Origin of the sequence: Novosphingobium panipatense (assembly GCF_900182875.1) — a bacterium.
In the GTDB taxonomy this organism is placed as follows: Bacteria; Pseudomonadota; Alphaproteobacteria; order Sphingomonadales; family Sphingomonadaceae; genus Novosphingobium; species Novosphingobium panipatense.
Map to the genome: position 1 here is coordinate 1 of NZ_FXUI01000003.1, position 12841 is coordinate 12841.

At 61.9% G+C, this 12841-nt stretch carries 11 protein-coding genes and 1 tRNA gene; 7 read left to right on the top strand and 5 right to left on the bottom strand.

The genetic code is table 11. The annotated features are described in order from the left end of the window. Positions 1 to 278 precede the first annotated feature (278 nt). Both QOL62_RS05325 and QOL62_RS05330 read right to left on the bottom strand, forming a co-directional pair. Positions 279 to 506, bottom strand: a complete 228-nt coding sequence (locus QOL62_RS05325) for a DUF2171 domain-containing protein (RefSeq protein ID WP_283405481.1) — start codon at positions 504 to 506, stop codon at positions 279 to 281. Positions 507 to 606: 100 nt separating this feature from the next. Next, a complete protein-coding gene (locus QOL62_RS05330; protein ID WP_283405482.1) occupies positions 607 to 867 on the bottom strand; it encodes a DUF2171 domain-containing protein in 261 nt (86 codons plus the stop codon). 98 nt (positions 868 to 965) lie between these two features. On the opposite strand from QOL62_RS05330, the gene QOL62_RS05335 reads away from it, so the two are divergent. Next, the gene (locus tag QOL62_RS05335) at positions 966 to 1445 is read left to right on the top strand and encodes a cupin domain-containing protein (protein WP_283405483.1); all 480 of its coding nucleotides are present in this window, start codon (positions 966 to 968) and stop codon (positions 1443 to 1445) included. Positions 1446 to 1448: 3 nt separating this feature from the next. On the opposite strand, the gene QOL62_RS05340 is transcribed toward QOL62_RS05335, so the two are convergent. After that, positions 1449 to 2405 carry a complex I NDUFA9 subunit family protein gene (locus QOL62_RS05340; RefSeq protein ID WP_283405484.1) on the bottom strand — a complete coding sequence of 319 codons (957 nt, stop codon included), beginning with the start codon at positions 2403 to 2405 and terminating at the stop codon, positions 1449 to 1451. Positions 2406 to 2650: 245 nt separating this feature from the next. Here QOL62_RS05340 and QOL62_RS05345 point away from each other — a divergent pair. From QOL62_RS05345 to QOL62_RS05360, 4 genes are all read left to right on the top strand, one after another. Beyond that, positions 2651 to 2737 (top strand) — tRNA-Leu (locus tag QOL62_RS05345). A 166-nt stretch (positions 2738 to 2903) separates the two neighbouring features. Then, positions 2904 to 4130 carry a tyrosine-type recombinase/integrase gene (locus tag QOL62_RS05350; protein WP_283405485.1) on the top strand — a complete coding sequence of 409 codons (1227 nt, stop codon included), beginning with the start codon at positions 2904 to 2906 and terminating at the stop codon, positions 4128 to 4130. A gap of 305 nt (positions 4131 to 4435) precedes the next feature. Then, entirely contained in the window at positions 4436 to 5674 is a 1239-nt protein-coding gene (locus QOL62_RS05355) for a DUF3775 domain-containing protein (protein ID WP_283405486.1), read from the top strand. Continuing rightward, the gene (locus QOL62_RS05360) at positions 5674 to 7758 is read left to right on the top strand and encodes a hypothetical protein (protein WP_283405487.1); all 2085 of its coding nucleotides are present in this window, start codon (positions 5674 to 5676) and stop codon (positions 7756 to 7758) included. The genes QOL62_RS05355 and QOL62_RS05360 overlap by 1 nt, the downstream gene beginning before the upstream one ends. Positions 7759 to 7864: 106 nt before the next feature. On the opposite strand, the gene QOL62_RS05365 is transcribed toward QOL62_RS05360, so the two are convergent. Together QOL62_RS05365 and QOL62_RS05370 are read right to left on the bottom strand one after the other, a co-directional pair. Then, positions 7865 to 8446: a thermonuclease family protein gene (locus QOL62_RS05365; RefSeq protein ID WP_283405488.1), complete on the bottom strand. Its 582-nt coding sequence runs from the start codon at positions 8444 to 8446 to the stop codon at positions 7865 to 7867. Between the two features lie 59 nt (positions 8447 to 8505). Then, positions 8506 to 9090, bottom strand: coding sequence for a lytic transglycosylase domain-containing protein (locus tag QOL62_RS05370; protein ID WP_283405489.1), 585 nt, complete (start codon positions 9088 to 9090; stop codon positions 8506 to 8508). 347 nt (positions 9091 to 9437) lie between these two features. Here QOL62_RS05370 and QOL62_RS05375 point away from each other — a divergent pair, with 347 nt between their 5' ends. After that, a complete protein-coding gene (locus tag QOL62_RS05375; protein ID WP_346770678.1) occupies positions 9438 to 10136 on the top strand; it encodes a DUF7146 domain-containing protein in 699 nt (232 codons plus the stop codon). A gap of 74 nt (positions 10137 to 10210) precedes the next feature. Beyond that, a complete protein-coding gene (locus QOL62_RS05380; RefSeq protein WP_283405491.1) occupies positions 10211 to 12682 on the top strand; it encodes a strawberry notch-like NTP hydrolase domain-containing protein in 2472 nt (823 codons plus the stop codon). The last annotated feature ends 159 nt before the right edge of the window (positions 12683 to 12841 follow it).

The following is a 12841-nucleotide window of genomic DNA, read 5'->3' on the forward strand; positions in this document are numbered from 1 at the left end:
GCGCCCGCGGCACACCCGCCAAGGTCAATGCGACCGCTGGTCTCGAGGCCAGCGAAGGAGTAAACTCGGCCAGCGTCTCGGATGGCAGTCATGAGGGCCGTATATCTTTGGGAAGAGATGCTACCCACGCTGTATCACATCGCAGCAGGCATCGCCGGGGGGATGCGCCCTTGTCGATACAAAAGACCCCAGCCCTCATGAAGAGGGCCGGGGTCTTCGAGACGCCGCGCGAAGGGGATTTACGCGGCGCTCGCTCGGCGGCTGATTGTCGGATCCCGTCAGTTCGCGCCCGCGCCCATAGGAACCGGGGTCCCCTCTTTCAGGCACACGCGGTTCTCGGCGATATGATCCACGTTCTCGAAGGCAATATAATGATGGGCGCCATCCGAACTGTCGGAGCGCGTGAGCTTGATCTGGTCGTCCTTCACTTCGTCTACAGTGCCGACATGCTGGCCGGTGCTGGTGACGACTTCCATGTGTTCACGAATCCGCAGTTTCTCGAACATGGCGCTTCCTTCAATCCGGAATCTCACTGAGGGAACGAGGTGGAAGCGGCCTCGTTCCGGCATTCGTCCCGGAGCCAAAACGCCTCGTCAGGTGCGCCTGTTACGGCTGTGCACCGAGACCGAATGTCGCGTCGCCGCGGTTTTCCAGAAGGACCGAATCCGCGCTGACGCCATCAATCTGCGTCAAGGCGACGAAGCTGCCGGAGCCCTCCTCCAGCATGAGTTCGTCCCCCTCCAGCCTCGCCACCGTGCCGATGCATGTGCCATCGGGCGCGATGACCTTCATGCCGCGTCGGATCGTGCCCTGAGGAGTCGTCCAGGCTTCCTGCGAAAAGGGCGGTTGCGTTGCTGGGGTGTTCACGGGATTACTCCTCTGGCTGTGGGGCGCGTGTCGCCCAGGGGCCCACACGACAATGCCCCGCCGCTGCAAGCGGTTCCGGGAAGAGCAGGGAGAGTTCGATGGAGATAACGCGACACCGGTGCGTGGTGGCCGGATTGGGGAAAGACGGACGCAGCCGGGTGGTGAGCGACGAGTCCGTTGAGGCACAGGCCTTGGGGCCCATCTCCATAGCTCAGCCGTGGGTCGGATCAATCGCATGCCGCGCCGACAATGCCTCAGCCGAGGGCAGGTCGGGCGTTCCCTTTCGCTTCGAGCAGCTGTCGGAGCCGGTCTACGGCTTCATGATCGCGGAATATGCACCGGGGCTGGGACGGGACGATCCTGGCATGCACTTCACCGACACGGCCGATCACTTCTACGTGCTCGAAGGTGAGGTCGTGCTGGTGCTGGAGCAGGAGGAGGTGGTCCTGCGGGCGGGCGATTGCGGCGTCTGCCGTGGCGTCACTCATGGGTGGCGCAATCTTTCGGACGCCCCCGCGCGGCTGATCACTTTCGTGCTACCGGCGACGAGGGCGGCCCGGGAAGAACCTTCGTCCTGAAGGTCAGGCGTTGGCCACTTTGGTGCCGAAGCGGCCGTGCTTGCGGAAACGCACCATCCAGCGGTCGAGGAAGAGACCCAGCGGGCGCGGCGTGACGCCGAGTTCCTCGAGGCCGGCCGCGGAGCCACTGGCGACGCTGCCGGCGCGCAGCAGCTTGAACTGATCGCCGGTGATGGGAGCGCCCGGCAACCAGCCGGTCGCGCTGACGAATGCGCCGGCCATGCCGTCCGACAATTCGATGAACTTGCGTGATCGGCCCTGTGCCCGCGCGATGCGCTGGTTGAGCTCCAGCATGGTGATGACTTCGGGGCCGGCCAACTCGAAGGTCCTGCCACGGGCGGCGGCCTCACACAGGGCATTGGCAATGGCGTGGGCCACGTCATCGACAAACACCGGCTGGATCCTGGCCCCGGCTGCGAGAACGGGCAGCGCGGGCAGGCGCGAGATCAGTTCCGCGAAGGTGTTGAGGAAGCGATCGTCCGGGCCGAACATCAGCGAAGGACGGATGATCGTTGCCTCGGGGAACCCCGCGCGAACAGCCGCTTCACCTTCAGCCTTCGTGCGGGAATAAGCGACGTCCGAACCGGCGTCCGCGCCAAGTGCGGAGACATGGACGAAGGCGGCGACACCTGCTGCCTTGGCGGCGGCTGCCACCTCGTTCAGACCTTTTCCCTGCACGGCATCCAGGTTGCCGGAGAAAGCGCCGACCAGGTTCACCACAACGTCCGACCCCGCGAACACTGCGGCAAGGGACTGAGGCTTCGTGATGTCCACGGAAACGAACTGGGCATAGCCCAGATTGCCGAGGGTGCGGATCGAGAAGGCCCTGCGCGGATGGCGCGCGGCAATCCGCAGCCGGGCGCCCCGGGCGAACAGCTCCTGCGCCAGGTGGCGGCCCACGAAGCCGCTGCCACCCAGAATGGTGACGATCTTGCCGGAGAGGGTATCTAGGGTGCTCATGGTCGAAATCGGTCCTCGGGTCGCTGCGGGCGCCGTGTCCCGCGCAGCAGCACATGCAGTCTGCCCCTGCCACAAGGCCTCGAAGCGGGCAACCGGGCAGTTCGTCTCAGCGGCACCGGCAGGATCTGCACGGATCAAACGCACGAAATGAAAAATGTTGCCTGCCTGTGTTGACAAGCCGCTGACCTACCCTTAGAGGCGCCCTCCTACCCAGCGAGGACGGCACTTCGGCGCCTCGCATGTGTGCCCAGATGGCGGAATTGGTAGACGCACCGTCTTCAGGTGGCGGCGCTCGCAAGGGCGTGGAGGTTCGAGTCCTCTTCTGGGCACCATTTGTTCTTCTCGGAACATCCCAAAAAGTGTATTAAACCCGCAGAAATCCAAGGGAATTGGCCCTTGGATCGTGCCGGATCGTCCCGCCTTTTCTCGGGGGTTCCGCACATTTTTGCGGGCCTTTTGCGGGCCTTTGCGAAAACCACATCGGGAAAAGGCCCGCACATGCCGCTGACCGAGACTCGGCTTCGAGCACTCAAGCCAAAGGACAAGCCTTACAAGGTTGCTGACGACCGCGGATTGTACATCGAGGTCTCCCCAGCCGGTGGCAAACTGTGGCGATTCCGCTACCGGATCGGCCCGGTCGAAAAGAAGCTGTCGATCGGCGCCTACCCCGAGATAAGCCTCAAGCAGGCAAGGCAGACAGCCTATGAGGCGCGGCACAAGATCGCGTCCGGCGGCGACCCAGCGATGGAGAAGCGCAAGCAGAAGATTCGCGCCGAATTCCTCTCCGCCCAGACCTTCGAGGCAGTGGCGCGGGAGTACATCGATCAGATGATGGTGCAGAGCGGTAGGGCCGATGCCACCATCGTGAAGGCCAACTTCTTCCTCGAGCAGCTGGTGGACGCGATTGGCAGCCGACCGATCGACGAGATCGAGCCGTTTGAAGTGCTCGCCCCCCTCAAGCGCCTTGAGGCGAAGGGCAAGCACGAGACCGCGAAGAAGACCCGGTCGTTTGCGAGCCGCGTATTCCGGTATGGCGTTGCCACCACGCGCTGCAAAGGCGACCCGACGTCAATGCTTCGTGGGGCACTGATCACGCCAAAGGCAAAGCACTACGCCGCGATTCTCGAACCCAAGGAGCTTGGCGGGCTGCTACGAGCGATCCAGGACTACACAGGCAACTTCATCACCAGGTACGCTCTTCTCATCGCCCCTCACGTCTTTGTGCGGCCTGGCGAGCTACGGCATGCCGAATGGAAGGAGATAGACCTCGAAGAGGGTGTCTGGCGCATCCCTGAAGGCAAGATGAAGTCACGGCGCCCTCATGCCGTTCCGCTCTCGAAGCAGGTAATTGCCTACCTGAAACAGCTAGCCGAGATGGTCGGAACCGAAGGTTATGTGTTCCCCTCGGCCCGTGCCTCTGTTCGCCCAATGAGCGAGAACACCTTGAATGCCGCCTTCCGCCGGATGGGCTTCACGAAGGACGAAGTGACCGCTCATGGCCTGCGGGCAACCGCCTCCACTATGCTGAACGAAAGCGGCCTTTGGAACCCGGACGCGATCGAACGAGGATTGGCCCATGGCGACAGCAATGCTGTTCGCGGCGTCTATCACCGCGGCAAGCACTGGGATGAGCGGGTGCGTATGGCGCAATGGTGGAGCGACTACCTCGATACGATCCGAGAGGGAGGCAAGGTCATCAAGGGCGCGTTTGCGGGAAGAGGCTGACGAGACACTGAACGCCTAAGGCCCAGCAGGAATTGTGACAAAACAGTCGCTCCCGGATGAACTGCGAAACGTCAGCTTGTGCCAAAATCCGACCCTTTTAAGATGCGATGCTGCTGAGAACTACTCAGTCGGGGCAAAACTCGCTCAAGTGCTGTTTAATTTGGAGGCTTTGACAGCCCCGTCCCGAGAGATCATATTGTCGAGCCGACTGCGGACGAAGGACAATCGCGCGAGCGGGGGTGCAGACAACGAGACAGGGCCGGATCGCTACCGAACCAAGTCGCGTGATCGGGAGCGATAGAGATATGCCGGAGATGGGCGACCTCTTGCGGGCGGGCAGTGTCACAGATCCTTTTTTCGAGGTACTAAACGACGGCGACTGGAATGCCTGCATCGGAAAGCAGGGCGACGAGATCAACTACGTCGAAGGCTATCTCCAGGCGGCGCAACTGCTGGTCGATACGCTGTTAGAAAAGGAAATGTTCGGCAGCCGCGACACGCTTGCCATGCCGATCCTCTTCAATGCCCGGCACGGTCTGGAGCTGGCCTTGAAATATGTCCTTCGCGAGCTTGTCGCGCTCGGCATGGCGCGCACGCGAGAGGGGCCGATCGACCATGATCTCCATGCCTACTGGGTACATCTCAGTGAGCAGCGCATCGGCGACCGGGCGTGCCGCGAACAGCTGGCGGAGCTCAAGCCGTTCGTAGAGAGCTTCATGAAGCAGGACATTGACGGACAGGAGCTGCGCTATTTCGAACATCGCGACGGCAAACAAAGCCTCGGCGAGCAGGCCGTCGTCAACTTGCCGCTCATTCAGGCCTCGGTGCGGGAGCTACGGGACATTCTGGACCGGCTGATGGAGCGCGTGGCCCGGCTCGGACAGGAGCATGTCTCAGGCACGAAGACCGCGGAATGCTCTCGATCGGACCTGATCGCGATTGCCCGGATCGTCGGCCCAAAACCGAGCTGGACCGAAGAGGCCTTTCTGGAGCGGAAGGCGGATGCGATGGCGCAATTCGGGCTTTCGAGCAAAAGCTTCTCGAAGGCGCTCGATGCCATAAAGGCGTCGCGCGAGCTGAAGAACCTGATCGAGGTCGAGAGCGATCTGCTGCATCTGTCAGAGGCGAAGATCCTCGAGATCGTCGCGCTGTGGCTGGACGCTAATCCGCCGAAGCCTGCCAGTACGCCGCCGCGCGTGGTCAACGCCGCCAGCATCAGCTTCGACGATGTGATGCGGTACGGTGACAAGATGAGCACGCTCAACAAAGCCGTGATGGAGCAGCTGACGGTCGAGGAGTTCGCGGATCTCCAGACGATCTTCTACGTCGGTCGCGACCAGCGTTTCGGAGAAGAATATCCTCGTCTGCTGGAGACGACGCTTGAGGCGCACCGTCTCGCCAAGGAGCGCTACGCACTCTTCCATCATATACTGTCGAAGAAGAATTTCATCGACGGACTGGCTGCCGGATTGCGGTGCATCGGCCAGCCCGCGCTCGGCAAAAAGGTTGCACAGATGCGCGATGCGCTGCGCCCTTCGGAGTGATGGTACGTTCGATGGAGCTGCGAGAGAAGATCGTCCGCGAGGCCTTCGCCAAGAAGGACGTCAAGCCGCTGCTGGCGCATCTCAGAGCGATCCCGCTGGGATCCGAAGAGATCGACACGCTGGCGTCGCTGCTGAAGCGCGGCTGCCTGCCACTCTTCGAATATCCGAATGCGAAGGCCGAGGCGGCACGCGAGGATGCCATCGCGCAGATCGTCGCGATCATCGAGGCTAGGGCGCCGATCGGCGCCGCCGACGACATCAAAGCGGTCCTCGCGCTCTTCAAGCTCATCGAGTCGGGATACCGCGCCATCCTTGAGGATCTCGCGGGACTGCCGTCGGCGAACCTCACGCCCGAGTGCCGCATCTCGGCGCTTTTCGACCTCTGTGCCCAGCGCCGCGATGGCGTCCGCACAGCATCCATGGATGCGATCATCGTCGACGGGATGATCGACCCAATCGGGCTCGGTGTCGCCGATGGACATGGAAACGTCGTATCGCCTGATGTCCCGATCGACGTCGATGTGGTGACATTGACGATGGCGCTCAAGATGGAGGCGTTCCAGCAAGGCTGGTTCAATGCGTCCGACCAGCTTGTTTTGCCGAAACGCGTCGAAACCACGACCGACGAGCGCGAGGCCGTGCGTCCTCTGCTGATAGCGGCGCAGGCCTGGCGGCACTGGACATGGATCCAGGAAGAGACCCGCTATTTTGACGGAACCCTGACAGATGTTCCGTCTTCGGAATTTCCGCAGGAGTATCACGACGCGGGCGTAACCCGATTTCTGCACCATGTGCCGGGAAGCGCAGAATGGCATATGATCGACCTCGCCGCGAACGAGCGGCTCCACCTACGGATCAAGCAGGAGGCCGCGCAGATGGCCTTCGGCACGAACGCCGCCAAGCTGGTCAAGGGTGTGTCAGAGAAAGTTCCGCTGCTCCCATATGCGTTCGTCAGCATCGAGGAACTGCAATCGGCACATATTCTTGACCATGCGCTGAGCATCAGCGTCGCCACCGACACGACGCAATATCGCGGGCTCCGGTTGGTCGAGTGGCTCCGCGGATACGCCGCGCTCCAGAAGCTGGTTGCGGCACCCTATGAAGCGGGCGACCATCGCCCCGAACTACTACTCGTCGAGATCGAGCGAGTGGACCTGATCAAGCGGCTACAGCGCGTCGGCCTCGCCGGTGCGAAGGCAGACAGCTTCATCAATCTCGTTTCCTTCGACAAGGGGACGCGCGATCTCTTCGATACGCCCGTGCTGTGCTGCGGTTCGACGAAGGTGCTCCTTTATGGCCCCGCTCTGGTCGGCGGCATACCAGCGCAGACGACACTCTCTCGCCTTGCCTGTCTGAAGCAGTCGCTGGAGGCGCGCGGCAAGGCATTCGAAAAAGCGATGCTTGCCTTCATGAAAGCGCAGGGTCTCGACGCGCGCACCATTACCGTCCGGCGCGGCCGGGAAGAGTATGACTATGATCTGCTGGTTCGCTGGGACGAGCGCATCTTCCTCTTCGAGTGCAAAAGCCGATCGCTGTCGGGCAACAATCTGATCGCCTCTTATTATGACGCGCTGGAACTCGAGAGCCAGGTCGGCCAGGTCACGCGACTGGTCGAGGGCTTGAAGCTTCACCCTGACATTCTCGATGAACTGTTCGGGCCTGGGGCCAGCGACCTCGAGCTGATCCCGTCCGTGCTGAATGTCCTGCCGATGAGCGTGCCAGACCCGATCGACGGCGTCTATTTCACCGACGCCTCCGCGCTCACGCGCCTGTTCCATAGCCCTGCGCTGATGATGAGCACCGCGCGAAGCGAGACTAATCCGTTCTTAGCTAGTGTTCCAACGCGGCGGCTTTGGGTGGGCGACACAATCTGTGCGGACGATCTGGTGCGCCAGCTGCAGTCGCCAGTTCAGCTCAACCTCATGCTGCGTCAGATCGGAACGACGCGGAGCATGGGGTGGCTCAAGGCCGGCTGTCTGGCGGCGACGACCCGCATCCTGCACAAGATCGTCTCGACGAGTAAGTTGACTGCGATGCTAGGCGAAACAAGGGATGACCCGTCTGCCGCGAGCAAGCTGGAATGAGCTGATTTCAGGTTGCGTCGGCGTTCGATCATCTGGGCTGGACTGACGAAGCGGTCGCTGCCTATCGCAAGGTGCTTGTGTTGACCGGTCAGTGATATGGCCACTGTTAGCACCATGGCTGCCGGCGCCCGGTCCAAGTCCGGGCGAGACCTTCGCTCACGAGCTGGTCTCCAAGCGATTGGCCACCCCGAACGACGACCCGAAGTTTGCGTCCAAACCGGTCTTCATCACGATTTCCGATTGGTCGAACCTCGAAAGCGCCTTCGTTCAATAAGTCACGAAGCCGATGGGTGGCTTTCATACCGAGCTGATACTCGGCGTCACACTTTGGTTCGCTGATCTCGGGCGTGTCTATGTCAGCGATCCTGATCTTCTCACCCTCGAGCCAGAAGGTGTCGCCATCCACGACGCAGGTGCGGCGTATCATTCCGCAGAGTTCAAAACGGGGTGAAGAGGTCTCCGCCGCCAGCGAGAACTTCGGTGTGAGCTCCGACGAGGTCAACGAGGTCGAGCCCAACGTCGGCCAGTTCAGTGCCAGCATTCCGCCAGCGAATACGATCGAAAACGCACCTAGTCCCAAGATCCACTCCTTACGCCGCTGCTTCCCGCGCTGCTTCTTCAGCTCGTCCCGGAAATCGAAGCGAATGACATTGTCATCCTCCGGGCCTCGATCTTTTTTCGGAGCCATCAAACTTGGCCTTCCCCAATCAACCAATCCGTTCTTCGAAGAAGCTATACGAACACGTTTCAGATGCGCGAGCTAATTGCTTGCCATCGGCCCAGAACGCTGCGGACATAGCCCGGCGTTTCGTTGTTTCGAGGAATGCCGCCTGCACGCAAAACCGCCCCGGGCCCTGCATTGTAGGCAGCGAGGGCGAGATGGATCTGCCCAAACTTGTCCAGCATCTCGCGCAAATAGCGAGCCCCGCCATCAATGCTCGCGACAGGATCATGCCGGTTCGTGACGCCAAGGTATCGGGCCGTACCTGGCATCAACTGCGCCAGTCCTGCCGCGCCAGCAGGGCTGATCGCCATTGGATTGAACCGCGATTCGGTCCAGATCAGTGCCTGCAATAAGCCTGTAGGAAGAGCGTATCGGAGCTCTGCCTCTCGGACATTCGCCACGTAGATTGCCTCGCGGAACGAGGGCGCTGCCTTGCTTGCCCCCCAATCTATTTCACTCTGTGCCGCAAAGGAGGGTTGGGCAGGCTCAGCGGCTGTCGCTGAGGTGCGATGTTCGAAAATCGCAAAGGATGGCGCTTCGACCTGAGCTGAGGCCTGCACCGCTGGAACGGCCGCCAGGAGCATCCCAATCATTCCATATTTGATCATCTTCCATCTCGCCGCATTGCTTCGAATCAATGAGGAACGTATGGTGAACACAAGGCTGTAGGAAAGTGTTTTGCGTGCGCGACTGGGAGGAGAGGTCGCTCGCAAGGGGGCGGTATTTTGAGCTTGAGGAGCCCCGCATGTCCCGCGTGTTATCCAGTCCTACTAACTCGTCCCTTGCTTCAATGGCAAAGCAGCTTTGCGAGGCGCTTGGAGGACATTGGTCCGGCGCCAAAGGCATGGCGCGATGCCCAGCCCATGATGATCGAACACCCTCGCTCGGCGTAACTTTGGGCCGACGCGCTATCCTCTTTCATTGTTTCGCGGGCTGCAGCCAGGACCAGGTCTTGATGGCGCTCGCCGGGCGAGGTGTTTCGCCGGCGACCATGTTTTCAGGGCAGGTCGAAGCCCATGCGGGCGACCGTACCGGCAAGCCCGCGCACCACACCTTTGCCGAACGTATCTGGCGTGACGCGAAGCAAATCGGTGATACCCCCGCAAAGTCGTATCTTGAGGCCCGCGGCATTCGCGCTGCCTCTCGTGCCCTCAGATTTCACCCTCGCACACCGCTCGGCCCGAAGGGGAACACGCAGTACTTGCCTGCTTTGATCGCGGCAGTGACCATGGATCATGGTTTGGTGGCCATTCACCGCACGTTTCTCAATCCGGTAAGGCCTGCAATCGTCCCCTTCGACAATCCCAAGCGCGCACTCGGAAGCTTGGCATCGGGCGCCGTTCGTCTCTTCGAACCCGTTGATGGGCGGCTCGGCCTTGCCGAAGGTATCGAGAGCGCGCTCGCCGCCAAGGCCTTAACCCAGATCCCTTGCTGGGCCTCGCTCGGCAATGAGCGTTTTGGCCTCGTGTCGATCCCGGAAAGCGTGCGCGAATTGCACCTGTTCGTCGACCATGATGCAGGCGGCGACCTTGCCGAGGAACGCGCTCGCAGCGCCTACGCCTGTGAGAGCCGAACGATCGTCACGCGTCGTCCGCGCGGTCCCGGGAAAGATTGGAACGACGCCTTGCAAGCATGGCTTCGGTCCAAGTCCTGACGAAGAAAGAGGGGAGAAGGCCTTTGGCCTGATGAAGCCCGGCGAGTGGACTGGGCTTCGTCAGGAGGTTCCAAATGCCAAGCTCTGCCCCCGTTCTCTTGCTTCCTCCACCCTCTGAACCGCTGGCCCTGCTGGCCGCGCGCACCATCGCCGCAAGCATGGCATCCGGTGAACCGATTACGCGTCGGCAACTGCATACGCTTCTCACCGATCATTTCGGGGGCACAGATGCAGAGGGGCGCTGGTCGGTACGCGATGCTCATATCGCGTTGGAATTGGCTCAGACCGAATACCTGCAGGCCAACGCACAGATCGACCTCACCGCTTCGGCGGCCGACGCCGACCGGATGTTTACGGGGCTGGAATCTGAGCTTCCAACCCAGACCAATCGCAGCGACGAACAGATCGAATGGCAGCAGTTCGCGACGCCGCCGCGCCTTGCCTGGCTTGCCGCCCGGGCTTGCGCCCTAGTAGCAGACGAGCTCGTCCTGGAACCCTCGGCCGGAACAGGGATGCTCGCGGTCTGGGCAGCCAAGGCTGGCTTGCGCCTTGCCCTCAACGAAATTTCGCCGCTGCGCCGCGACTGCCTGACTGCCTTGTTCCCGGCTGCCCGAGTGACCGGCCATGACGCCGAACTGATCGACGAATTGCTCGATCCGGCCATCAGCCCCAGCGTCGTGCTGATGAATCCGCCCTATTCGCACGGCATCGAGCGAGGGCACGATAATCGTACCGGCTCGCGCCACCTGCGGTCGGCCTGGAATCGTCTGGCGTCGGGCGGTCGGCTTGTTGCGATCATGCCCGAATGGTTCGATTGCGCGCGGTTTCTGGCCGGGGTGAAAGGGCCAGTTTCGATGCGGCTCAATGCCGCGGTCGAGCGCGCCTTCATCAAGAATGGCACCGGGATCACCACGCGACTGCTGGTTCTCGACAAGGTGGAAGGCGCGAAGGAGCCCGTCGCTATTCGCACGAACGCGTTCCGCCAGCTGGCCGATCTCGTTGATGCCTTGCCGCCTCGCGCCAGCCTGGGGCTTGCTCCCCAAAAGTCGAGCCTTCCGGCTCGTGCTCCGTTCCTTCTGGTTACCGCGCCGCGCAGGCCGCTGCCGACACCAGAAAGGATCACGCCTGCAGCCTCCGCCATCAAGCCGCTCACCTACGTGTCGCTCGAAACCCCTGCGCCGCTTGCCCCTCAGGTCGGCCATTATCTTCCCTATCGTTCGAGCAGGATCGTGATCGATGGCGCAGCCGACCATCCGACGCAGCTCGTTGAGTCCGTCGCCATGGGCTCGATCTCGGCTCCCAAGCCAGACGCGGTGCCGCAGCTTCCCGACGGGCTAGTTTCCAAGGGGCTGCTGTCTGCTGCCCAGGCAGAGACCCTGATCTATGCCGCGAGCGCTCATGCGCGCGATCTTCCCGGCCGGTTCGAGCCCGAGGATAAGGGCTGTTCGCTCAAGGCGTCGGCGGAAGGTTTGGTCTACCGGCAGGGCTATTTCCTCGGGGACGGCACCGGCGCTGGTAAAGGCCGCCAGGTCGCGAGCGTCATTCTCGATCGCTGGGTGCGTGGGGAACGCCGCCATATCTGGGTTTCGAAGAACGAGGCGCTGCTCGAAGACGCGCGCCGCGACTGGGCTGCCCTTGGCGGTCTCCCGATCGACATCCAGCCTCTGGCGTCCTGGAAACTGGGCACCCCGATCACAATGCGCGACGGCATCCTCTTCGTCACCTATCCGACCCTGCGTTCGGGCCGGAGCGACGCAACGCGGCTTGACCAGATTCTCGCCTGGGCCGGTGAAGATTTCGACGGAGTGGTCGTGTTCGACGAAGCGCACGCCATGGCCAACGCCGCCGGCGGTGAAGGATCGCGCGGCAAGGTCAAGGGATCGGAACAAGGCATTGCCGGGGTGCGCCTGCAGAACCTCCTGCCTCGGGCAAGGGTGCTCTATGCTTCGGCCACCGGAGCATCCGACGTCAACAACCTCGCCTATGCGACGCGCCTCGGGCTTTGGGGGCCGGAGACCGCCTTCGCCAATCGCGAGGCCTTCGTTGCCGACATTCGCGACGGCGGAATTGCAGCAATGGAACTGGTCGCGCGGGATCTCAAATCGCTCGGCATCTATACGGCCCGCGCACTCTCCTTCGCCGGTGTCGAGTATGAAATCCTCGAGCATTGCCTGACCGAGGATCAGATCGCGGTCTATGATGCCTATGCTGAGGCCTGGGCGATCATCCACGCCAACCTGCGCGAAGCGCTGGAGGCCACACGGATCGTCGACAGCGAGACCGGCGGGACGCTCAACTCCGGTGCCAAATCCGCAGCGCTGTCGATCTTCGAGGGAACCAAGCAGCGCTTCTTCGCGCAGCTGCTTCTGTCGATGAAGCTCCCCAGCCTGCTGCCCGCGATCGAGACGGCGATTGCCGACGGTCACGCTGTTGTCGTCCAGCTGGTTTCGACGGCAGAAGCCATGCTCGACCGCCGGCTTGCTGACCTGTCTGACGAGGAGCGCGAAGCTCTGGAGATCGACCTGTCCCCGCGGGAATATATGTAATGTTGAGCTCAACATTAGACCGCTTCTTTGCAGTCGCAGTTTATGTCGAGCGTGGTGGCGGGAGGCGCAGGTTTCCTTCGGTTTTCCATGATTTCACTCCAGATAATTGCCTGACAAGGTTGAATGCTGGGGCCGTTAGGATTGTCGGCACCGCTGGAA

Coding starts and splice junctions, on each gene's coding strand:
- QOL62_RS05380 (WP_283405491.1), top strand. CDS start 10,211: ATGCCAAGCTCTGCCCCCGTTCTCTTGCTTCCTCCACCCTCTGAACCG.
- QOL62_RS05370 (WP_283405489.1), bottom strand. CDS start 9,090: ATGATCAAATATGGAATGATTGGGATGCTCCTGGCGGCCGTTCCAGCG.
- QOL62_RS05360 (WP_283405487.1), top strand. CDS start 5,674: ATGGTACGTTCGATGGAGCTGCGAGAGAAGATCGTCCGCGAGGCCTTC.
- QOL62_RS05365 (WP_283405488.1), bottom strand. CDS start 8,446: ATGGCTCCGAAAAAAGATCGAGGCCCGGAGGATGACAATGTCATTCGC.
- QOL62_RS05355 (WP_283405486.1), top strand. CDS start 4,436: ATGCCGGAGATGGGCGACCTCTTGCGGGCGGGCAGTGTCACAGATCCT.
- QOL62_RS05335 (WP_283405483.1), top strand. CDS start 966: ATGGAGATAACGCGACACCGGTGCGTGGTGGCCGGATTGGGGAAAGAC.
- QOL62_RS05325 (WP_283405481.1), bottom strand. CDS start 506: ATGTTCGAGAAACTGCGGATTCGTGAACACATGGAAGTCGTCACCAGC.
- QOL62_RS05350 (WP_283405485.1), top strand. CDS start 2,904: ATGCCGCTGACCGAGACTCGGCTTCGAGCACTCAAGCCAAAGGACAAG.
- QOL62_RS05340 (WP_283405484.1), bottom strand. CDS start 2,405: ATGAGCACCCTAGATACCCTCTCCGGCAAGATCGTCACCATTCTGGGT.
- QOL62_RS05375 (WP_346770678.1), top strand. CDS start 9,438: ATGGCGCTCGCCGGGCGAGGTGTTTCGCCGGCGACCATGTTTTCAGGG.